Raw genomic sequence first — 20,598 nt, forward strand, 5'->3', positions numbered from 1 at the left:
CCCCACCCTGTCGTCGGCGGCTGTCGGTGGGTCGGCCGTCAGTAGGTGATCGCGTCCGGCCCCAGCAGGGACTTGACGTCACCCGAGAACTCCGGGCCGACCTGGATCGGGTAGCCCGGGATCTCGAAGACCCGGCTCTTGACCGGGTGGTCGACCCGGATCGTCAGCGGGGTCTCGCCGCGGTGGGCCCTGAGCACCTGCTTCAGCTCCTCCACCAGCTCCGGGGTGAGCCGCTTCTCCTGCACCGTCAGCAGCATCGGCGGCGGGCCCTCCGACACGTGTGAGATGTCCAGGATCGACATCTCCGAGGCGAACATCGACCACGTGCCGTCGCGCTCGTTCAGGCGGCCCTTGACCGTGACGGCCGTGTCCTCCATCAGCGCGTCCATGTACAGCGGGAAGGTCTTGGGGAAGAACAGGACCTCCATGCTGGCGTCCAGGTCCTCGACCGTGGCGATGGCCCACTGGTTGCCCGCCTTGTTGAAGCGCTTGTCGACCTTGGAGATCAGGCCGGCGATGCGCACCTCGCCGCGGTCGCCACCGCGCTCACCGGCCACGATGTCGGCGATGGCGGTGTCGCGGGACCGGGCCAGGATGCGCTCGGCACCCGACAGCGGGTGGCTGGAGACATACAACCCCAGCATCTCCCGCTCGAAGGCCAGCTTGGTCTTGCGGTCCCACTCCTCGTCGCCCCAGTTGATGTTCAACCCGATCGGCGTGGACTCGCCGGAGTCGTCGTCCCCGCCGCCGAACAGGTCGAACTGGCCGTTGGCCTCCTGCTTCTTGGAGCTGATCATCCCGTCGACCGCGGTCTCGTGGTGGCGGTAGAGCTCCTGGCGCGGCTGGCCGAGCGAGTCGAAGCCGCCCGCCTTGATCAGCGATTCGACGACGCGCTTGTTGCAGGCCGCCAGCTCGATCTTGGACAGGAAGTCGGTGAAGGAGCTGAACTTGCCCTTCTCCGCGCGGGTCGTGGTGATGGAGTGGACGACGTTGGCACCGACGTTGCGCACCGCCCCCATACCGAAGCGGATGTCCTTGCCGACCGGAGTGAACCGCAGACCCGACTCGTTGACATCCGGAGGCAGCACCTTGATGCCCTGGGCACGGCACTCGGCCAGGTAGACGGCCATCTTGTCCTTGTCGTCACCGACGGACGTGAGAAGGGCCGCCATGTAGGAGGCCGGGTGGTTGGCCTTGAGGTAGGCGGTCCAGTAGGAGACCAGACCGTACCCGGCGGTGTGCGACTTGTTGAACGCGTAGCCGGAGAAGGGCAGCATGACGTCCCACAGGGCCTGGACGGCCTCCTGTGAGAATCCGCGCGCCTTGGCTCCCTCGAAGAACTTGACCTCTTCCTTTTCGAGGGCCTCCTTCTTCTTCTTGCCCATGGCCCGGCGCATCAGGTCGGCGCCGCCCAGGCTGTATCCGGCCAGCTGCTGGGCGATGGCCATGACCTGCTCCTGGTAGACGAGCAGGTGGAAGGTTTCGCCGAGGATCGGTTCCAGGGCCTCTTCGAGCTCCGGGTGGATCGGCGTGATCTCCTGCCGCCCGTTCGACCGGTCGGCGTAGTCGTTGTGGGCGTTCGCCGCCATCGGGCCGGGGCGGTACAGCGCGAGCACAGCGGCGATGTCACCGAACTTCTTCGGCTCCATCCGCTTCAGCAGGTTGCGCATCGCGCCGCCGTCGAGCTGGAAGACGCCGAGGGTGTCACCCCGCGACAGCAGCTTGTAGGTCTTCTCGTCATCGAGGGGGAGCGTCGTCAGATCGATGTCGATCCCCTCGGCCACCTTGACGTTCTTCACCGCGTCGTCGATGACGGTGAGGTTCCGCAGGCCGAGGAAGTCCATCTTGAGCAGGCCCATCTCCTCGCACTGAGGGAACGGGAAGCCGGTGATGATGGCGCCGTCGGTGTCACGCTTGTGCAGCGGGATGACGTCGAGGAGCGGCACTTCGGACAGGATGACACCCGCCGCGTGGACACCGGTGCCGCGGGTCAGGCCCTCGATACCGCGCGCGGTCTCCATGACCTTCTGGACCTGCGAGTCCTTCTCGATCAGCTGGCGCAGCTCGGTGGTCTCCGGGTACCGCTCGTGGTCCTCGTTGTAGACGGCGTCGAGCGGAATCTCCTTGCCGTTGACGGCCGCGGGGAAGGCCTTGGTGATCTGGTCGCCCAGGGAGTAGGGGAAGCCGAGGATCCGGGTCGAGTCCTTCACCGCGGCCTTGGCCTTGATGGTGCCGAAGGTCAGGATCTGGGCCGTGTTCTCTTCCCCGTACATGCGGGTGACGTACTCGATCATCTCGCCGCGCCGACGCTCGTCGAAGTCCAGGTCGACATCGGGCATGGTGACACGTTCGGGGTTGAGGAACCGCTCGAAGATGAGGCTGTGCTCGATCGGGTCGAGGTCGGTGATGCCCAGGACGTAGGCGACCATCGACCCGGTCGCCGAGCCTCGGCCCGGGCCGAGGGCGATGCCGTTCTTCCGCGCGTACTGGCAGATGTCGGCGACGACGAGGAAGTAGGCCGGGAAGCCCATGGACTCGATGATGCCGAGTTCGTACTCGATGCGCTGGCGCACGTCCTCGCCGGCTCCGTCGGGGAAGCGCGAAGGGATGCCCCGCTCGACTTCCTTCTTCAGCCAGGAGAGCTGGCTTTCCCCTTCGGGGACCGGGAACTTCGGCGAGAGGTCCCGGGAGGCGAAGACGTTGTCGTAGGCGTCGGGGGCGACACGTTCGGCGATGAGGAGCGTGTTCTTGCAGCCCTGGGCCCACTGGTCGAAGTCGAGGATGCCGCGCATCTCGTCGGCGGTCTTGAGGTAGTAGCCGGCGCCGTTGAACCGGAACCGGGTGGGGTCGTCGAGGTTCTTGCCGACGCCGACGGCCAGCAGCGCGTCGTGCGCTGCGGCCTGGCTCTCGTACACGTAGTGCGAGTCGTTGGTGACCAGCGGCGGGATCGAGAGTTCTCTACCGACCTTGAGAAGACCGTCGCGCACTTCCTTCTCGATGTCGACGCCGTGGTCCATCAGCTCCAGGAAGACGTTCTCCCGGCCGAAGATGTCCTGCAGCTTGGCGGCGTAGGCGATCGCCTCCTGCTCCTGGCCGAGGCGGAGCCGCGTCTGCACGCCGCCTGAGGGGCAGCCGGTGCTGACGATGATGCCCTCGCTGTGCTGCGCCATCAGCTCAAGGTCCATCCGGGGCTTCATGTAGTAGCCCTCAAGCGATGCGAGCGAGGAGAGCTTGAAGAGGTTGCGCAGGCCGGTCTCGTTCTCCGCGAGCATGGTCATGTGCAGGAAACGTCCGCCACCGGAGATGTCCTTGGCGCCCTCGGCGGCGGCATCGTCCGTGCCACCGGCGCGCCCCCAGGAGACGCGCTTCTTGTGGAACCGCGACTCGGGCGCGACGTAGGCCTCGATGCCGATGATCGGCTTGACTCCGCTGCCCTGGGACTGCTGGTGGAACTCGTAGGCCCCGAACATGTTGCCGTGGTCGGTCATCGCCACCGCAGGCATGCCCTGATTCGCCGCCTCCGCGAACAGCGGCTTGAGCTTCGCCGCCCCGTCGAGCATCGAGTACTCGGTGTGAACATGCAGGTGGACGAAGGAATCGGCCATGACGCGGCAACCCCGTATGCGGCTCGTGAGTCGGATGGTGACACCTGAGCTTGGCGAGGAGGAATCTGCACTGTCAAACTGGCCGCCAAACTGACTGAGGCCAAAACCATCCGGTATAGGCGCCCTAAGCCGACCGCGAAGCCATTGCCTAATGAGCCGGCCCCCTTCCCATGAGGGGCCGGGGTCCGGGCAGCACCGGAGACCTAGATCACGATGCCGTTCTCACGGGCGTAGAAACGGACGAACGCATCCATCTCCGCCTTCGTAAAGCGAAGGGGCTCGGCCTGCGGGCTCTTGGAGTCGCGGATCGCGACCATACCGCCAGAACCGGCCAGCAGGACGCAGGACTCCTCATCCCCGTTGTCGTCGCTGTTGCCTCCGCAGGGCTTGACCCACTCAGCGCGGCTCAGATCGATGCGATAGAGGTCGTGCGGCACAATGCGCTCCTCACTCTCCGAACGCGGGGGGATCTCCACCGTGTACGTCCAGAGTCACCACGGATCCAGATCCTGGGAAGAGCACTGGCCGCTTGCGGGCAGACACTTCCGCGATGGGTGCGACCGGGCTAGCGAGTCCGAGCCCGCACACGCTCTCAGACGTCGAACTCGCCTGACTTGATCGTGTCCAGGAACTTGGACCACTCGGCTGCGGGGAAGCGCTGGATCAGCGCCGTCGGGCGCTTGGAGTCACGGACAGCCTGGCCACCGCAGGGCAGAGGGGCCACTTCGACGCACTCACCGGGGTTGGAGTGCGTGCTCTTTCGAAACACCAGGTCATCGGGTGTCTTGTAGCTCATGATTGATTGCTCTCTATTCCGGTTTCTCAAGCATGGAGCGCAGGTAGGGGATGCTTTCGCTGGGGTGAAGCGCGTCCAGCTGTATGAGGTTGAAGAGATCCCGGTAGTCGGCCACTCTGGGCTTCTCTTCGATGTACAGAGCTTGGCCGTGCAGCTCAAGGTAGATCACTGACAAGTCGAGTTCGTCCTCGTAATCGAGTATGACGAACCGGTTCCCAAGGCCACTGTGCAGACCAGCCGCTATGGGCACGACCTGGATCGTGATGGTCTTGACCTCTGTGGCGAGACGCACGAGGTGTTGCACCTGCTCACGGAACACCGCTCGATCCGGGATATGCAGCAGCGCCGATTCATCAAGGATGGCCCAGAGCTTCGGAGGTTCCGTACGCTCAAAGATCTTCTTGCGACGCTGACGACTCTCGACCAAGCGTTCGACTTCAGTCTGATCATCGCCCAGCGCCCTCGCGACGAGCGCGCGTGTGTAGTCCGCCGTCTGTAGAAGCCCCGGAACCACGTCGCACTGGTAAGTGCTGATCGCAGACGCTTCGTTCTCGAAGCCCACATAGGCAGCCGGCAGGTACGGGCTGTACTTCTCCCACCAGCCTCGTTCGCGGGCCTGACGCACCAGGGTCTCGATCGCCCCTCGACGCTTTGGGTCAGTCACCTTGTAGAGATCCAGCATGGCGCGAATGTCAGTGAGGCTGATCCGCATCCAGTTGCCGGTCTCAAGGTTCGCAATCTTGCCGTGCGAGCAGTCCAGCTCTCGTGCAACGTCCTTCAGGGTCAGACCCTGGTCCTTCCTCAACCTGCGCAACTCACGCGACAGGCGGCGTTTACCCACGGTCGGACTGTATTTGGTGGCCATCGACATCCCCTCCGAGACAGCGGCTCTTGATCCTAAAGCTCGGGGTGGTCCATCTCAGAGAAACAGACATTCTACGCATCCACAGAAGTCGCTTGAAATCTCTTGAATCCAGAGTAGCGTGTTCCATACTTAGCCGTAGAGCTGACTGGCTACCCCTAACTGACTCTGTGTGGGTGATCCGTATGTCAAACCCGCCCTTCCCCCCTCCACGTCTGCTCGCTCTTCCCTCAGCTTCGAGCAGCCCCTCGACGGCCCGGACGTTCGTCACGTCGTCGCTCTTTGCATTGGGTGCGCCCCAAGGCAGCGTTGAGGACGCCAAGCTGATGGTGAGTGAAGCCGTCGCGAACGCCATCAATCACGGCCGCGCTCCCATGCACCTGTCGCTGACCATCAAGTTCGCCTCGGTCGAAGTTGAGGTGTACGACAGTGACCCGGCCCCGCTGGACCTACCGCGGCGACGGGCCGATCTCATCGAGAGCGGGACCCGCTCCGACAACCTGGACGACCTCATCGACGCCTTCGATGAGGAAGCCCCTCGCAACCTGCTCGCCGAATCCGGGCGTGGGCTCGATCTGATCACTCACCTGTCGGACGGCCGGTGCGGCTGGCGGTCCTGTCCGCCGGGGAAGGTCGTCTGGTTCAGCGTCCCGACCCCTATCGACCAGGCGCCGAGCGCGATCGAGTGGAATGTCACCCGGTCAAGCGGCCCTGGGGAGCTCGCATCATCGATGGGCAACCACCTCACCGTGCAGATCGGGGGTTGTCCCCGATGAGCGCGGAACGCCTGCCCCTACCTTCCCGCCGCAGTCTGCGCAGCAGCCAGCAGACGAGCGCCGCTCGTAAGGGCAAAGGGCCGGCTCTGGCCGGAGCCGCAGGAGCGCGCCTGCTGGACGCAACAGCCGCCGACGACACCGCGATCTTCGGTTACGGGTGGGGGCGGCAGGTGATCGACCACCTGAGCGCGGATCTCCTCCTGCCTCAGCTACCTGAAGGCTGGGCCTCGACCGCTACCTGCAAGCTCGCCGCTACCCTGGCCGCCTTCATGGGCTGCGAGACGGGGATGCTCGCCGAAAGCGGCGCCGCCGCTCGCCAGGCGGCACTGGCCATGGCATCCCACGGCGCTCAGGCTCGCCGCCTCGTACCCGGCACGGTGCTCCATATACGCGGCTTCGACGGATTGCACGCACGATTGCGGGTCACGACGGCTCAGGGAGACATCCGCGCAACGACGACGGTCAGCGCATCCGGCACGCCTGAGGAGTGGATTGTGACCATCGAGAAGATGGTCCACCGGTCGCCCGACCACATCTCCGCTCTCTGCCTGCAACCTCCCGTAAGCCGCACTCTTCCGACAGAGTTCCTGATGGACGTTCGGAACATCTGCGATGACCTCGGCCTGGCCTGGGTCTGGGACGAATCGCAGATCGGACTCGGGCGAACCGGGCGTGTCTACTGCCTGCACCACGCGGCCAACGCCCGGATCAGGCCTGACTTCCTCGTTCTCGGGGACAGCCTGGCTGCCGGTTACACCCCGATCGGCGCCATCGTCACGCGGTACAGCCCTGACCGACGCACGTCGACCTACATCCCGCAGCTCCCGTCGCCACTGGCGGCGTCCATCGCCGTGTACACCGTATATTCGCTCATCCATCACGGGACGCTCGACGCCATTGACGCGTGGGGCGCGAGCCTGTCCGACCGGCTTCGTGAGGGGCTGGAGAACACTGGAAACGCCGTGCGTCAGCTCGGCCTTGGTGTGGTCGTCGAGCTTCAGGGTGCGGGGCGGCGCTATGCGGATTCTCCCGCTGCCGCAGTCGTCCATCGCGCGTCCAACACAGGACTGCGTCTTTCAGCGACATCCGACCTCTCATCTCTGCTCCTCACCCCGCCCTTCAACTGCCGCGCGGATGAGTACGGACTCATCGCGGCACGCACAGTGCAAGCTATCCGGGGCTCGTCACCGCAATTGTGAAGAGATCGGCGGTCGGCAGCTGGGGGCGGAGAATCACTGCTCGGCTCATCGACGGTTCCGCCGACGTCGTCATCTCCCCCGACGGAACATGGACCCTGCTAGAGGTGAACCCGAACGGCGAATGGTCCTGGCTCGCCGAGGCCTGCGAACTACCGATCGCCCAGACGATCGCGAATCTCCTGGAGAGGGGACACCGTTGACACACCGCCGACCGTGCACGTCGACGCTGGCCGACCAACTCGTCCAAGCCGGGGAAGTAGAAGCAGGCACCCCGCTGGCCGAAGCCTTCGCGAAAGTCGACCGGGGCGCGTTCGTCCCCGCGTTCGCCCTGCCCGACCACACCGGCCCCGGAGTCCGCTACCGGCTCATCGACGGCCGCAAGGCCGACCAGCACGCCGAATGGGCGTCGCACATCTACGCCGACGAGACGCTGATCATCGAAATCAAAGGCCGATCGGTCACCGACGCCCTGCCCGAGGGAACCGGTACCGGTCGGTGGACAAGCTCGTCGACGATGCCCAGCCTTATGGCGCGCCACCTTCGCGAGCTGGAGTTGGCGGCCGGCCCCCGCGTTCTGGAGATCGGCGCCGGCTCCGGGTACAACACCGCGATCCTGTGCGAACTCCTGGGCGATGAGCGCGTGACCAGCATCGACATCTCCCCTCACCTGGTCGCATCCGCCACCCGCAGCCTGGCGTCGCACGGCTATCGCCCCGTCGTGGCCGAACACGATGGGCACCAGGGATACCCGGGCGGCGCCCCCTACGACCGCATCACGTCAACGACCGCGTTCACCCACGTTCCCCCCGCGTGGGTCGACCAAGTATCGCCGGGCGGGATCATCCTGGTGAACATCGCGGGCGGAACCGGCGGCGCCGTACTCCGCCTGGACGTCGCCGAGGGCAGCGCTGAGGGCCGGTTCCTCCCCCAGTGGGCCGGATTCATGCCCGCACGCACCCACGAGCCGACCGAGCGCGTCACTGTCGACGACGAGGGCGAACAGTCCTGGACCCGCATCAACCCGAACATCATCCGCGACAGCCCATCAGCGGCGTTCGTCGCGCAGCTCGCTACCACGCATGCCGCCTCCGTGAACACGCAGGCCGACGACGGAACACCCCTGCTGTTCATGGAAGGTGCCGACGGGGCGTGGGCAGAAGTCGAGACCATCCCTGACGGAGGGCGGTACCGGGTCGACCAGGGCGGACCTCGTTGGCTGTGGGACCTGGTAGAGCAGGAACACCAGTGGTGGCACGCCCAGGGGCGCCCGCCATGGAGCGCCTTCGGCGCAACGGTCACCTGCGATGGCCAATGGGTGTGGTTCGGGTCGCCGACCGGCACCCGCCGCTGGCCACTCCCCGCCCCCGACACATCGACGAACAACGTCGAGCGAAGGAAACGATCTTGACGACGCCGAGCTCCTGCGCTCATCCCTGGTCGACTGCCGGGCCTGACCGATCGCCGACATCGACCTCAGCCTTACCTGACATCAACGGGAGCGTCCGGGACAGGTTCACACCCCTGAACCCTTGACATTCCATAAAGGAAATTACTTGCCAAATTGGCAAGTCAATGCCAGGCTGATGCCAAGCCCCGTAGTTGCCGCAGGAGGCGATCAATGGATCAGAGACAGGCGATCGAGGCCTTGACCCGCGCCGATGAGCTACGCAGGGAGATGGCACGCCGGGCCGACCAAGTGGCTCTGGTCTGCGGGGTGCTGGGCGTGGTGACGATCGCAATGGTCCTGACGATCGGACTCGCCAGCGGCGAAACGGCCCTGTGGACACCCGCCTACCTGGTCGCCATATTCGCTCTTATCAGCATGAACTGGTACGCCTACAGCCGCCCGGTAGCCCTGCGCCATCACCTGACCGTGCACTACATTCTGACCGGGGCAGGGGTCGCGTTCTTCGCTCTCACGGTCACGACGGGCCCGGCATTGTTCCCCGACTCCACCCTTTGGTGGACGGCAGGGGCGGCGTTGTGCGGCGTTCCCTTCTTCCTCGCGGCAGTGTTCAACATGGTAGGCGTTCGCAAGGCTCAGGGCTGAGGCAGCGGTAATCCGGAAAGTTCCATCATGAGTCATCCGCGCAAGTCACTCGATCCCGTCATCCACTCGCCTGTGCGCTTCTCCATCGTCGCGGCCCTGGCAGCGGTGGACCAGTCGGACTTCGCCTCGGTACGGGACACGGTCGAGGTCACAGACTCCGCCCTGTCCAAGCAGATCACTACTTTGGAGAACTCCGGGTACATCGCGGTACGCAAGACCTTCGTCGGCAGGCGGCCCAGGACCTATCTAGCTCTCACCCCGCAGGGACGCGCGGTGTTCACCCAACATTTGAACGCCTTGCGGCAGATCGCCGACGGTAAGCACACCGGCTGACCGGCCATGGGCCCGGACGGCAGGCAGGGCGGCAGCGGAAAGGGAACTGCGTGCGAAGCGCGACCATCTCGGAACACCGATGACCATGGCGAACCGCAGGGCAAAACGGACGGGACTGACGCCTTACGCCATGATCATCGGTGGGCGTGGCCCTAGAGTCGGCCGGCCTTCACGTTGGAGAGGAAGGCGTGCCACTCGCTCGCGGGAAACGCGATGTGGCCAAGTGCAGGGTGCTTTGAGTCGCGCACGGCCGCACCTCGGGGGAAGTCGGCGACCTCGACGCAGTCGTTCGCGGTCGCGCTGTAGCTTGATTTGCGGAACTTCGGGGTCTGGTACACAGCCGCTTCCTACTCGTACTTCTTCAGGATCAGCGCCAGTCGTTCAGCAGAGGCATCGGGGTGCATGGCCTTCATTCTGATGTCGTCCCACGCCTCTCGGTGGACCTCCACCTCGTCGGGTTCGTCCAGGTAGAGTCCATCGGTCCGGACCTCGATGTAAACGATGGACGGGTCCATGGGTTCGGGAAAGTCGAGGATGGTGAAGCTCCCAGCCGTGCCCTGATGGAGCCCCTGGTCGAGCGGGAGCAACTGGATCTTGATGTGGTCCTCGCGCTCGACGATCTCCAGCAGACTGCGGATCTGGTCGCTCATGACCTCCTTACTGCCCGCAGGACGAAGGAAGACCGCCTCGTCGAGCACGCACCAGAGCTTCGGCGCGTCGTCTCGATCAAGAATCTCCTGACGCTCTTTGCGTGCTTGGACGATGCGATCGATGACCTGAGGGGAACGGGACTGACCCGCTCTCGCCGATGCAGCCGCGTACTCGGGGGTCTGCAGCAAGCCATGGACCACCATCGACTGGTACGTGGAGATCACCGCAGCTTCAGCCTCGAACCCGACGTAAGCGTCCGTGAGGACATCGTCGTAGCGCGTCCACCAGCCCTTCTCCCGTGACTGACGGGCCAGTGTCACGAGCGCTTCGGTGACGTCCTCGGAGCAGCCGTAGAGGTTGGCGAGCGCTCGGACGATGACAGGGTCGGGGCGCTTCCACTTGTTGAGCTCCATGTTGGTCAGCCGCCCGCGCGACCACCCCAAACGGTCACCGACCTGCTCTGCAGTGAGCTTGGACTCCTCACGCAATCTTTTCAATTCGGCAGACAGCCGACGCCGCCTGACTGTCGGACTGTACCTGTCCGCCACGATGCGTGCTCCTCGCTTCTTCCTGCGGCTCCTTCGTCCTGCTCCGATGTTAGATCACCCCATTCGCGAAACTTTTGTAGCCCGCACTACATGGATCCTAATCTTTGTATTGAAAATTCTGCGCGACGGGGCCACTATAGAGAGCGTCGGAAGTGCGGCGATGCAAGACGAGCCGCATGGAAGACCCCGGCGACGGAGGCTCACCCGTCCCGGGGCACGGCCGATCCAGCTATCAGAAGGAGATCGACATGTTCCAGGCTAGTGCCCGCATCTGGGCACTGCTCACGCTCACTCTGGGGTCGATGCTGGTGCTGTCAGCGTCGAGCACCCCCGACCACACCGCGGCTCAGCACCGCCCCGGCGACTCTGAGCTGGACGAAATCGCCGACATCGCCGCCTCCTTTGAGGAGTGGCTGGTCTCCTGCAGCCACGACGAGCGCGGGCGCCCCGTCTACCAGGCGGAGCACCTCGCAACCGGCGTCAGCGTCACCGCGCGGAGCCTGGAGGTCCTGCGCCTTCTCCTCCGCTCGACCGCTCGGGGTCTCTCCGCGATTCCGCTGCCGTCGGCGCGGATCCGGCCCTTCCTTCTTGCCCACGAAGGCCGGCGGGCCGCCGCCGAGGCGCGCTATGCGGCGTCCCTGGCCGCCATCGCCCAGCAGACCGAGCAGGACGAGCTCGCCGAGATCCTGTCCGGGGCGGGGGTTACGCGATGAGCACCCTGAAGACCTGGTCGGTCCGCGACCGCCGGGAGTTGGAGGCCTGGGCCCGCTACCACGGCACGGCCGTGACCATCGCTGAGGAGTCCTGGGACGCCGTCACCTACCGGGCCGAGGCGGTGTGCGAGGACGGCACCCGTTACCGCTGCCTCTACCGCGAGGAGTTCCCGCCGCCCATCGCGCTCAAGAGGCGGGCCAACACCTACACGGTCGCGCTCTTCCACCGGTCCGCCGGGATGTTCTGCTACCACGTCCGCGAGGTCACCCCGCGGCTGAGCGGGAGCAATCTCGTCGACCCCGCCCGCCTGGCCGAGCTGGTGGCCGCAGCCCGGGTGCAGCGCAAGCGCCGGGAAGTCTGCGGGGCGACCGTCGAGAATCTGGCCACCTACACCGTCGGGAGGACCTACGCGGCCCACCGGCTCTCCGACTGGCGGACGTAATACCCCCGGGATCAGACCGCGTCGGCGATTCCGGCGATCCGGGGCCGCGGGCACTGAGGGGGCCTGCGGCCCCCCTTCCCTGCCTGTGTCTCGGAGGCGATCGGGAACGCCGAGCGGCCCGGCGGGGGTGGGTGGGCCCGCCCGCCCCCGTTCACCGCTGCGGTTGGGCGGTGCCGGATGGATACCCCGGCCTCAGGACGGCAGCTGAAACGGAACTGCGCGCGGAGCGCGGCCCTGCATGGAGGCTGTGGCCGATTACGGACAGGCATGGGGTGACTCGCCGCAGTAGGCTGTCGGGAGCGCCGTCGGGGGTTCGATCGGTGGAGGTCAGGGCTCGCGGCGCGGTGGGGCGATGGTGGGGGTCCACGGTGCTTTATGTCCACTTCAGCGGTGAGCGTCCGGAGCGGATCCGGTGTAGGCCCCGACCCGATCCGATGTGGGAGGTGCTGCTCAGCCTGCACATGCTGCAGCTGCACCACGCCGGGCCGCGGTTCCGGCAGTGGCGGTTGCGGGTGCGGGAGCACATGACGGGGCGGATGTGGCGGCTGGCCGAGCTGGCGCCGCCGCGCGGGTACTCGCCGGACTTCCTGACACCGCCCGGCGAACCGGGTGACCTGGAGGACGGGCTGGAGGCCCTGAAGTCCACCCCCGCCGCACAGGTCCGCCGGGACCTGGGCATCCTCGCGATGCAGCAGCGGCTCTCGGCGCCGGTGCGCGACCTGGCGCACGCTGACGCGCCGGTGATGCGCGGACTGGCACAGACCGTGCGCGAATACTTCGATCTCGCGCTCGCCCCCGAGTGGGAGTCCATCGGCGCCACGGTGGAGCGGGCCCTGCACGCCCCGGACACCAACCCCACTGGGGCAGCGCGGGCGCCGGGAGTTCCGGCTCCGCTGCGGTCGGTCGCGCGGTGGCGGGGCTCCGTTCTGGAGGTCGCCTATCCGTTGGAGCGCCACCTCCACCTCGATGGGCGCGAGCTGGTCCTGCTCCCCTCCTTCTACTGCTGGCGGTACCCCATCGCGCTGCAGGACCCCGAACTCCCGCCGGTGATCGTCTACCCGGTGACGGACTACCTCGACCTCCCCACGGGCGAGCGCCTGGACGCCGCCCGTCGGCGGGCCTTGGAGAAGCTCCTCGGCGGCACCCGGGCGGCCGTTCTGCGGACGATCGCCGCCAACACCTACTCGACCTCCGAACTGGCCGAGCGGCTCGGCATCTCCCCCGCTTCGGCCAGCGAGCACGCCACCGTGCTGCGCGCCTCGGGCCTCACCAACAGCCACCGGGACCGCAACGCCATCCGCCACGAGCTGACCGACCTGGGGTCCCGTCTGCTCCTGGGGGATCCGGAGTAGGCACGGCGGCCCGGCGGCGTCCGGCTAGACGATCTCTCCGACGTAGTCGCGCGGGTCGAGGCGGCGGGTGCGTTGGCGGTAGCGCCAGGTGAAGCCGGGCCAGTTGACGGTCTGAGCGCCCGTGTCGGTGACGTACCAGCTGTCGCAGCCGGTGGCCCAGACACTGTGTTCCAGGCTCCGCCGGACGCGGCGGACGAAGCGGGCCTGGGCGTCGGGGCGGACGTCCAGCGTGCGGTGGCCGGGGCCGCTGAGGCGGCGGACGGCGTCCATGACGTAGCGGATCTGGCTTTCCAACATATAGATGATCGAGTTGTGGCCGAGGTTGGTGTTCGGACCGTAGAGCAGGAAGAGGTTGGGGAAGCCGGCGACGGTGATGCCGAGGTGGGCCTCGGCACCGTCGCGCCAGGCCTCCCCCAGGTCGCGCCCGCCGCGGCCGGTGACGCGCATGGGGGCCAGGAAGTCGGTGACGGTGAACCCTGTGCCGTAGATGATCACGTCGGCCGGGTGGAGGGTGCCGTCGGCGGTGGCGACGCCGTCCGGTTCGATGCGGTGGACCCGCCGGTCGACGAGGTCGACGTTGGGGCGGGTGAGCGCCGCGTAGAAGTCGTTGGACAGCAGGATGCGCTTGCAGCCCATGGTGTAGTCGGGGGTCAGGCGGGCGCGCAGCTCCGGGTCGGGGACGTGGTGGCGCAGGTGGCGGAGGAACCGCGCACGCATGAGCCGCATCAGGGACGGCACGTGCTGGAACGCCAGGACCCGGCTTTCGAACCGGACGTAGGCGGCCGCCCTGCCGGCCTGGAGGAGGAGCGGGTGCCCGGCGAAGCGGGCGCGTTCGGCGTCGCTGTAGGGGCGGTCGTCCTTGGGCAGCACGTAGGCGGGGCTGCGCTGGAAGAGGCGCAGCCGCCCCACCCGTTCGGCGATGCGGGGCACGAACTGGATGGCGCTCGCGCCGGTCCCGATGACCGCGACGTCCTTGCCGTCCAGGTCGGTGTCGTGGTTCCAGCGGGCGGAGTGGAAGGCCTCACCCGCGAAGTCCGCCCGGCCGGGGATGTCGGGGTAGGCGGGGCGCCGCAGCTGCCCGCACGCCGAGACGACGACGTCGAACTCCAGGGTGGCGCCCGCCGCCGTGGTCAGCCTCCAGGTCCGCGACGCGTCGTCGAAGGCCGCCTCGGTGACCTCGGTTCCGAAGCGGATGTGCGGCGTCACCCCGAAGACGCGGGCGCATCGCTCCAGGTAGTCGAGGATCTCCTGCCGACCGGCGTAGCTGCGGGTCCAGGCGGGGTCGGGGGCGAACGAGAAGGAGTAGAGGTGCGAGGGGACGTCGCACGCGGCACCAGGGTAGGTGTTGTCGCGCCAGACCCCGCCGATACCGTCGCCGCGCTCGAAGACGGCGAACGAGGTGACCCCGGCGCGGCGGAGCCGGATGGCCATCCCGATGCCGCCGAAGCCCGCTCCGATGACGGCGATACGGGGAGACGTACGTGGTGCCGCAGGCATGCTCGACCGACCCCTTTTCCGCGTTGTTCCCGCTTTTTCATCCCGAAGTTCCGGGCAAGCTAACACTCGGCCGCTACCCCTGGGGGCACGGGTAGGAGAGAAGTGCGGTGAGGCGGCCTCCGAATCGCCGCCACGCCGACGGCAGACCGACAACCCGCCCGGGCCGGCAGGCTCGGCTCCCGCACACACGCCGCAGGCGTTTCCCGACCGACGAAAGGCGCCCTATGCTCCCCCGGCACCGGTTCCCCACCGCCCTCGCGGCGACCGCCCTGCTCACCCTGGCCACGCTCACCGCGGCACCCGCGGCGGCGGAGTCGGGCACCGCCGAGCGGGCGGACCGCGCGGGCGTCCGGTTCGCCACGTTCAACGCCTCCCTGCACCGCTCGGCGGAGGGCGAGCTGATCGAGGACCTGTCGGCCGGCGACGACGCGCAGGCGCGGGCGGTCGCCGAGGTCATCCAGCGCAACCGCCCCGACGTGCTGCTGGTCAACGAGTTCGACTACGACGACGAGGGGCGGGCGGCCGAGCTGTTCCAGCGCAACTACCTGGCCGTCGGGCAGAACGGGGCCGCGCCCGTCAGCTACCCCTACCGCTACAGCGCTCCGAGCAACACCGGCGTGCACTCCGGGTTCGACCTGGACGGCGACGGCGAGACCGTCGCCGAACCCGGCGCCCCCGGCTACGCCGAGGACGCCTTCGGGTACGGCCGCTACCCCGGCCAGTACGGGATGGTCGTCTACTCCGCCTACCCCATCGACACCGACGCCGTGCGCACCTTCCGGATGTTCCGCTGGGCGGACATGCCCGGCGCGCTGCTGCCCGTCGCCCCGGAGACCGGGGAGGGCTTCTACTCCGAGGAGGCTCTGGAGGTGTTCCGGCTGTCCTCGAAGAGCCACTGGGACCTGCCGGTGCGCATCGGGCCCGGCCGGACCGTGCACGTGCTGGCCTCTCACCCGACGCCCCCCGCCTTCGACGGGCCGGAGCAGCGCAACGTCCGGCGGAACAGTGACGAGATCAGGTTCTGGGCCGACTACGTGACGCCGCGGCGGGGCGGCTACATCTACGACGACGAGGGCGTCCGCGGTGGGTTGCGGCCGGGAGCGCGGTTCGTCGTCATGGGCGACCTGAACGCCGACCCGCATGACGGCGGCAGCCTGCCGGGCGCCATCGACCGGCTGCTCGACGCTCCCCTGGTCAACGGCAGCGTCACCCCCGCCGGTGAGGGCGGGGTCGAGGCAGCGGAGCTGCAGGGGGGAGCCAACGCCGACCACATCGGCGACCCCGCGCACGACACCGCCGACTTCGACGCCGAGCGGCCGGGTAACCTGCGCGTCGACTACGTGCTGCCGTCACGCGGACTTCCGGTGCGGGACAGCGCCGTCTACTGGCCGACCACCGACGACCCGATGTCGAAGGTGACCGACGCGGCGTCCGACCACCGGCTGGTCCGGCTCGACATCGGCTGAGCCGCGCGGACCGGATGCGGGCCGCCGTCCCGCCGCCCGGTGCGGGCGGCGGGACGGAGTGGCGGGTCAGGTGCGCGCGGTCTCGGCTTCGGCCGCGTCGAGCCCGGTCTCGATGACCGCGGCCATGATGCGGGCGAGGCGTTCCTCGCCCAGTCGGGGCGCGTGGGCGGCCATCGCGGCGACGAGTTCGCGTTCGCGCCGCGGGTCGCGCCCGGCGAAACCTCCGACGGGCTTGAGCCGCTGGACGCGGGCGGCCAGCAGCGCCCGGTGCTCCAGCAGCCGCGCGAGTTCGGCGTCGATGCGGTCGATACGGCCGCGCAGGTCGTCGATGGTCGTGCTGGTAGGGCTGTCGCTCATCGTGTCGGTCGTCCTTGTCGTCGCGTCGGGGCGGCCGGCGGTCCACCGGATCGCGCGACGCGCGGAATGGAGGGCGGAGCCGACCGCTGGGAAAAGAAAAAGAGCGGAAGGCGTGTGCCTTCTCGCTCTTCAGCCGGCTCTGTACCCGTCGACCGCCTACGTCGCAGCGGCCGGCCGGTCCGGAGCCGGCGTGCTAAACGCGAAATAGCGGTGGGTCATGCGCGCCATCCTAGCGCGTCGGCCGCGGTATCGTCCGCCCGTCCGCGACCACGCCGGGGAGAAACGCGTTCACTTTCGCTATAACCCCCTAGCGATAGGCCTTCCGCCGATTCAAGATGAAACGTGTTCTGTTCGGAAGGGCGTGGGTTGGGAGGCCTGATGCGCAAGCACGACCGGCTCTACATCGGCGGCGAGTGGGTGGAGCCCGCCGGAAGCGGGACGATCGACGTGGTGTCGCCGCACTCCGAGGAGGTCGTCGGGCGGGTCCCCGAGGGCACCACCGCCGACGTGGACCGGGCGGTCGAGGCCGCCCGCACCGCGTTCGACCACGGCCCCTGGCCGCGGATGGCGCCCGCCGAGCGGGGCGCGGTCCTGGCCAGGCTGGCCGACCTGTACGAGGCGCGCCTCGACGAGGTGGCGGGGCTGATCACCGCGGAGATGGGCGCTCCGCTGAACTTCTCCCAGGCCGCCCAGGCGCCGCTGCCCCAGCGCATGCTCGCCTACTACGGCGGGCTGGCCGACGACGTCACCTGGGAGGAGACCCGCCCGGGCCTGCTCGGTCCGTCGCACGTGGTGCGCGAGCCGGTGGGGGTGGCCGCGGCGATCACCCCGTGGAACGTGCCCCAGCTCCTCATCGTCGCGAAGGTCGCCCCGGCGCTGCTCGCGGGGTGCACGGCCGTGGTCAAGCCCGCGCCGGAGACCGCGCTCGACCCCTACCTGCTGGCCGAGCTCGCCGAGGAGGCCGGGGTTCCCGCGGGGGTGCTGAACATCGTCGCGGCCGACCGCGCGGTCGGTGAGCACCTCGTGACCCACCCCGGCGTGGACCACGTCTCCTTCACCGGGTCCACCGCGGCGGGGCGGCGCATCGCGACGCTGTGCGGTGAGCGGCTGCGCGGCTGCAGCCTAGAGCTGGGCGGGAAGTCCGCGGCGATCCTGCTGCCCGACGCCGACCTCGCCGCCTACACGGGCATGCTGACGCTGACCACACTGCTCAACAACGGCCAGGCGTGCATCGCCCAGGCGCGGGTGCTGGCCCCGCGCGAGCGGTACGGCGAGGTGGTCGACGCGCTGGCCGAGCGGCTGGCCGGCCTCGCGGTCGGCGACCCCGCCGACCCGTCCACCGACATCGGGCCGCTGGTCTCCCCCGCCCAGCGCGAGCGGGTCGAAGGCTACATCGGCATCGGCCGCGCCGAGGGCGCGCGGGTCGTCACGGGCGGCGGCCGCCCGGCCGACCGGAAGCGGGGACACTACGTCGAACCCACGCTCTTCGCCGATGTCGACAACGGCATGCGCATCGCCCGGGAGGAGATCTTCGGCCCGGTCCTCGCCGTGATCCCCTACGACGACGAGCGGCACGCGATCGAACTGGCCAACGACAGCGAGTACGGGCTCGCCGGGTCGGTGTGGACCGCCGACCCGGAGCACGGGGTGGAGGTCGCCCGCCGGATCCACACCGGCACCTGCGGGGTGAACGTGTACAACGTCGACGTCAACACGCCCTTCGGCGGCCGCAAGGCCAGCGGCATGGGGCGCGAGTACGGGCCGGAGGGCCTGGCGGAGTATCTGGAGTACAAGACGATCCCGACGCTGGGGTAGGCGGTCCGGGCGAAGGTGAGGGCGGGTGGTCCGAAAACGGCCGCCCCGCCCTGACTCTGCGTTTCCGCTGGCTGGCACGGTGCGCTGCGGCGCACCGTGCCAGATCCGTGTGGATGCACCGGAATCCCGCGTTTCTCAGGCCGACCGCTCTGGAAGGCTGGTACCCGAGCACCTACATAGAGTATTCAGCGTGACACCGGGAACATAAAGAGCCAACCGAATTAGAGAGCCCAGTACAGCCCGCCACGCACAACCGAAGAAAGAGGCCGCGCACACGTTGGCATCCCCCTCGACGCCTTCCGCCCCCCGCCTCCCGACGTGGCAGGTCAGGATCACGACCCCCGATGGCCTGGTGGCCGGCGGCGGGGTACTCGTTCCCGAGAATCGGGTCTTGACCTGTGTGCATGTCGTCAACGCCGCACTACGCCGCGGCAGCGATCCCGCTCCGCCCGAGCCGGGTGTCACGATCCCGTTGGGCGCACCGGACCCGTCCGGCTACCGACCGGTGACCGCGCGTGTCATCGAGAGCACCTGGGACGCCGACCGCGACACCACCCTGCTCCGCATCGAGGCCCAGGACGGCCACGAGTACGCCTCGGCCTGGCTCGCGGCACGCATGGCGGACGTGACCGAAACGCGACCGCGCGACGTGCGGCTGCGCGGCTACCCCACCGGTGTGCCCGAGGGGCTGCTGGCCGAGGCGAGGGTGGTCGGCTACGGCGGCGGCATCCCCGGCCGCGCGCAGCTCAACGTCGTCGATTCCGTGGTCGGCGTCGAGCAGGGGTTCAGCGGCTGCGGTGTGCAGGACACCGCCGACGGATCGGTGATCGGGATCGTCACCACGGCGCGGTTCGACCCCCGGCACCCGCACCGGAGCCGGGTCGCCTTCATGGAGCCGCTGGAGCACATCGCGGCCCTGCGCTCCCACCTCGACGACCCGGAGTCGGAGGAGGTCCGGAGGCTGCTGAGCGGCCTGCGGTTCGAGGAGGTCCGCACCGCCTACGACGCCTCCACCCGGCACCGCGGGCCCGAGCCCGCCGACTTCGACTCGGCCTGGGAGGCGTTCGTCCGGCTGAAGCGGTACACGCCGGGACCGGACCACATGCCCTGCGAGATCGCCTACCTGGCGAGAATCGACAAGCTCGGGCTGGGTGACTCGCGGACCCTGCGCCGGTATATCGAGAGCCGACCCCCCGGGTACGTGCCACGGGACGCGCTGGAACGGATCTACATAGAGCCGCCCCCCGCCCCGGCCGGAGGCACGCTCATCATCGCCGCCGAACCCATCCCCGGCGACCCCGACGCGGTCCCGAGGTACACCCTGTCCCACTGGCTGGACAGCGGCGATTCCATCACCAACAGAGGATCACGACACATCACAGAGGACACACTGCGTGAGACGGTGCTGGAGATGGTGGTGGACGCCGAGGCCCGGTTGCCGATCTGGGATTCACCGGCACCGGTGGGGCTGCGCCTGGAACTAGTCCTGCCATTTCCTCTAATTACCCAGCAAATCGCGCAATGGAGACTTCCGGGTCCGTTATCGGGCGAAGAGGGTGGGCGAATCGGAGCGTCCTATGAGATCGTCCTCCACTCCGCCGAACGAATCACCGACAGGCGCCTGGCCGGTGCCCGGCGCAAACTCCGCGAACGCCTGTACGGACTCACCCGCGCCAGCGAGGGCCGGGTCCACAGAATTCCTCCGCGCCCCCGTTCTCCGGAGGAACCACCGCTCGCCGACCAACTCGACCACCCCGGAATCACGCTGTGTGTACTGGGTGCCCCACCACGCGATCGGGATGGGCGGCTGCAGCTGTACCACGCGGTCGAAGCGGGCCTTCCGGCGATCGCCTGGCTGGATGCGGACACCGGCGAAACCCGTCGATTCCACGGCCACATGCAATCCGTCACCAGGTGCGAAGGCAGGAAGATCTCACACGGGGAACTTTCGGCCCTACCCCGGCATGTACATTCGTGGCGTAGGGTCAATATAATCAGCGGGCAGAGTGGCACCGAAGGGTACGACCCCTATGACATCAACATCATTCTCGATGATATGTCACACATACAACGACTACTCCGAATCGGAATCCTCTCCACCCCGCAATGACCCGAGGTCGGTGGCGAGGACGGCC

General features: G+C 67.9%; 19 protein-coding genes. 11 read left to right on the plus strand and 8 right to left on the minus strand.

The annotated features are described in order from the left end of the window. Positions 1 to 38: 38 nt before the first annotated feature. From dnaE to HNR23_RS12265, 4 genes are all read right to left on the minus strand, one after another. A complete protein-coding gene (gene dnaE, locus HNR23_RS12250) occupies positions 39 to 3,605 on the minus strand; it encodes a DNA polymerase III subunit alpha (RefSeq protein ID WP_184075701.1) in 3,567 nt (1,188 codons plus the stop codon). A 203-nt stretch (positions 3,606 to 3,808) separates the two neighbouring features. Then, positions 3,809 to 4,042 (minus strand): DUF397 domain-containing protein, encoded by a 234-nt coding sequence (locus tag HNR23_RS27210; protein WP_184075702.1) that lies wholly within the window; start codon positions 4,040 to 4,042, stop codon positions 3,809 to 3,811. Positions 4,043 to 4,197: 155 nt separating this feature from the next. Beyond that, a complete protein-coding gene (locus tag HNR23_RS12260; RefSeq protein ID WP_184075703.1) occupies positions 4,198 to 4,401 on the minus strand; it encodes a DUF397 domain-containing protein in 204 nt (67 codons plus the stop codon). A gap of 13 nt (positions 4,402 to 4,414) precedes the next feature. Further along, positions 4,415 to 5,266 carry a helix-turn-helix domain-containing protein gene (locus HNR23_RS12265; RefSeq protein WP_184075704.1) on the minus strand — a complete coding sequence of 284 codons (852 nt, stop codon included), beginning with the start codon at positions 5,264 to 5,266 and terminating at the stop codon, positions 4,415 to 4,417. A 182-nt stretch (positions 5,267 to 5,448) separates the two neighbouring features. On the opposite strand from HNR23_RS12265, the gene HNR23_RS12270 reads away from it, so the two are divergent. The 5 genes from HNR23_RS12270 to HNR23_RS12290 all read left to right on the plus strand — a co-directional run bounded on the left by HNR23_RS12270 (position 5,449) and on the right by HNR23_RS12290 (position 9,621). Then, on the plus strand, positions 5,449 to 6,039 hold the full coding sequence (locus HNR23_RS12270) for an ATP-binding protein (protein WP_246422109.1): 591 nt from the start codon (positions 5,449 to 5,451) through the stop codon (positions 6,037 to 6,039). Then, positions 6,036 to 7,238, plus strand: coding sequence for an aminotransferase class III-fold pyridoxal phosphate-dependent enzyme (locus tag HNR23_RS12275; protein WP_184075706.1), 1,203 nt, complete (start codon positions 6,036 to 6,038; stop codon positions 7,236 to 7,238). The genes HNR23_RS12270 and HNR23_RS12275 overlap by 4 nt, the downstream gene beginning before the upstream one ends. A 196-nt stretch (positions 7,239 to 7,434) precedes the next feature. Beyond that, on the plus strand, positions 7,435 to 8,646 hold the full coding sequence (gene tgmC, locus HNR23_RS12280; protein ID WP_246421721.1) for an ATP-grasp peptide maturase system methyltransferase: 1,212 nt from the start codon (positions 7,435 to 7,437) through the stop codon (positions 8,644 to 8,646). Positions 8,647 to 8,856: 210 nt separating this feature from the next. Next, complete coding sequence (locus HNR23_RS12285) at positions 8,857 to 9,288, plus strand: hypothetical protein (protein WP_184075708.1); 432 nt, start codon at positions 8,857 to 8,859, stop codon at positions 9,286 to 9,288. Between the two features lie 27 nt (positions 9,289 to 9,315). Further along, the gene (locus HNR23_RS12290; RefSeq protein WP_184075709.1) at positions 9,316 to 9,621 is read left to right on the plus strand and encodes a winged helix-turn-helix domain-containing protein; all 306 of its coding nucleotides are present in this window, start codon (positions 9,316 to 9,318) and stop codon (positions 9,619 to 9,621) included. A 152-nt stretch (positions 9,622 to 9,773) separates the two neighbouring features. Here HNR23_RS12290 and HNR23_RS12295 read toward each other — a convergent pair whose 3' ends face one another. Together HNR23_RS12295 and HNR23_RS12300 are read right to left on the minus strand one after the other, a co-directional pair. Then, positions 9,774 to 9,959, minus strand: a complete 186-nt coding sequence (locus tag HNR23_RS12295; RefSeq protein ID WP_184075710.1) for a DUF397 domain-containing protein — start codon at positions 9,957 to 9,959, stop codon at positions 9,774 to 9,776. 9 nt (positions 9,960 to 9,968) lie between these two features. Continuing rightward, complete coding sequence (locus tag HNR23_RS12300) at positions 9,969 to 10,820, minus strand: Scr1 family TA system antitoxin-like transcriptional regulator (RefSeq protein WP_184075711.1); 852 nt, start codon at positions 10,818 to 10,820, stop codon at positions 9,969 to 9,971. A gap of 248 nt (positions 10,821 to 11,068) precedes the next feature. On the opposite strand from HNR23_RS12300, the gene HNR23_RS12305 reads away from it, so the two are divergent. The 3 genes from HNR23_RS12305 to HNR23_RS12315 all read left to right on the plus strand — a co-directional run bounded on the left by HNR23_RS12305 (position 11,069) and on the right by HNR23_RS12315 (position 13,328). Next, positions 11,069 to 11,533 carry a hypothetical protein gene (locus tag HNR23_RS12305; RefSeq protein ID WP_184075712.1) on the plus strand — a complete coding sequence of 155 codons (465 nt, stop codon included), beginning with the start codon at positions 11,069 to 11,071 and terminating at the stop codon, positions 11,531 to 11,533. Further along, positions 11,530 to 11,976: a hypothetical protein gene (locus tag HNR23_RS12310; RefSeq protein WP_184075713.1), complete on the plus strand. Its 447-nt coding sequence runs from the start codon at positions 11,530 to 11,532 to the stop codon at positions 11,974 to 11,976. The genes HNR23_RS12305 and HNR23_RS12310 overlap by 4 nt, the downstream gene beginning before the upstream one ends. A 443-nt stretch (positions 11,977 to 12,419) precedes the next feature. Beyond that, on the plus strand, positions 12,420 to 13,328 hold the full coding sequence (locus HNR23_RS12315; protein WP_184075714.1) for an ArsR/SmtB family transcription factor: 909 nt from the start codon (positions 12,420 to 12,422) through the stop codon (positions 13,326 to 13,328). A gap of 24 nt (positions 13,329 to 13,352) precedes the next feature. Here HNR23_RS12315 and HNR23_RS12320 read toward each other — a convergent pair whose 3' ends face one another. After that, positions 13,353 to 14,825 (minus strand): flavin-containing monooxygenase, encoded by a 1,473-nt coding sequence (locus HNR23_RS12320; RefSeq protein WP_184075715.1) that lies wholly within the window; start codon positions 14,823 to 14,825, stop codon positions 13,353 to 13,355. Positions 14,826 to 15,049: 224 nt separating this feature from the next. Here HNR23_RS12320 and HNR23_RS12325 point away from each other — a divergent pair, with 224 nt between their 5' ends. Beyond that, complete coding sequence (locus HNR23_RS12325) at positions 15,050 to 16,291, plus strand: endonuclease/exonuclease/phosphatase family protein (RefSeq protein WP_184075716.1); 1,242 nt, start codon at positions 15,050 to 15,052, stop codon at positions 16,289 to 16,291. A gap of 66 nt (positions 16,292 to 16,357) precedes the next feature. On the opposite strand, the gene HNR23_RS12330 is transcribed toward HNR23_RS12325, so the two are convergent. Continuing rightward, a complete protein-coding gene (locus HNR23_RS12330) occupies positions 16,358 to 16,648 on the minus strand; it encodes a chorismate mutase (protein ID WP_184075717.1) in 291 nt (96 codons plus the stop codon). Positions 16,649 to 17,026: 378 nt separating this feature from the next. Here HNR23_RS12330 and HNR23_RS12335 point away from each other — a divergent pair, with 378 nt between their 5' ends. Both HNR23_RS12335 and HNR23_RS12340 read left to right on the plus strand, forming a co-directional pair. Further along, the gene (locus tag HNR23_RS12335; protein WP_184075718.1) at positions 17,027 to 18,463 is read left to right on the plus strand and encodes an aldehyde dehydrogenase; all 1,437 of its coding nucleotides are present in this window, start codon (positions 17,027 to 17,029) and stop codon (positions 18,461 to 18,463) included. A gap of 352 nt (positions 18,464 to 18,815) precedes the next feature. After that, on the plus strand, positions 18,816 to 20,573 hold the full coding sequence (locus tag HNR23_RS12340) for a VMAP-C domain-containing protein (RefSeq protein ID WP_343070751.1): 1,758 nt from the start codon (positions 18,816 to 18,818) through the stop codon (positions 20,571 to 20,573). Positions 20,574 to 20,598 lie beyond the last annotated feature (25 nt).

Origin of the sequence: Nocardiopsis mwathae (assembly GCF_014201195.1) — a bacterium.
Taxonomy (GTDB): domain Bacteria; phylum Actinomycetota; class Actinomycetes; order Streptosporangiales; family Streptosporangiaceae; genus Nocardiopsis_C; species Nocardiopsis_C mwathae.

Excerpts from the sequence above, each read along its gene's own strand:
- HNR23_RS12325 (WP_184075716.1), top strand. The coding sequence starts at position 15,050 with ATGCTCCCCCGGCACCGGTTCCCCACCGCCCTCGCGGCGACCGCCCTG.
- HNR23_RS12270 (WP_246422109.1), top strand. The coding sequence starts at position 5,449 with ATGTCAAACCCGCCCTTCCCCCCTCCACGTCTGCTCGCTCTTCCCTCA.
- HNR23_RS12260 (WP_184075703.1), bottom strand. The coding sequence starts at position 4,401 with ATGAGCTACAAGACACCCGATGACCTGGTGTTTCGAAAGAGCACGCAC.
- HNR23_RS12285 (WP_184075708.1), top strand. The coding sequence starts at position 8,857 with ATGGATCAGAGACAGGCGATCGAGGCCTTGACCCGCGCCGATGAGCTA.
- HNR23_RS12275 (WP_184075706.1), top strand. The coding sequence starts at position 6,036 with ATGAGCGCGGAACGCCTGCCCCTACCTTCCCGCCGCAGTCTGCGCAGC.
- HNR23_RS12265 (WP_184075704.1), bottom strand. The coding sequence starts at position 5,266 with ATGGCCACCAAATACAGTCCGACCGTGGGTAAACGCCGCCTGTCGCGT.
- HNR23_RS12320 (WP_184075715.1), bottom strand. The coding sequence starts at position 14,825 with ATGCCTGCGGCACCACGTACGTCTCCCCGTATCGCCGTCATCGGAGCG.
- HNR23_RS12330 (WP_184075717.1), bottom strand. The coding sequence starts at position 16,648 with ATGAGCGACAGCCCTACCAGCACGACCATCGACGACCTGCGCGGCCGT.
- HNR23_RS12305 (WP_184075712.1), top strand. The coding sequence starts at position 11,069 with ATGTTCCAGGCTAGTGCCCGCATCTGGGCACTGCTCACGCTCACTCTG.
- dnaE (WP_184075701.1), bottom strand. The coding sequence starts at position 3,605 with ATGGCCGATTCCTTCGTCCACCTGCATGTTCACACCGAGTACTCGATG.
- HNR23_RS12290 (WP_184075709.1), top strand. The coding sequence starts at position 9,316 with ATGAGTCATCCGCGCAAGTCACTCGATCCCGTCATCCACTCGCCTGTG.
- HNR23_RS12310 (WP_184075713.1), top strand. The coding sequence starts at position 11,530 with ATGAGCACCCTGAAGACCTGGTCGGTCCGCGACCGCCGGGAGTTGGAG.
- HNR23_RS12335 (WP_184075718.1), top strand. The coding sequence starts at position 17,027 with ATGCGCAAGCACGACCGGCTCTACATCGGCGGCGAGTGGGTGGAGCCC.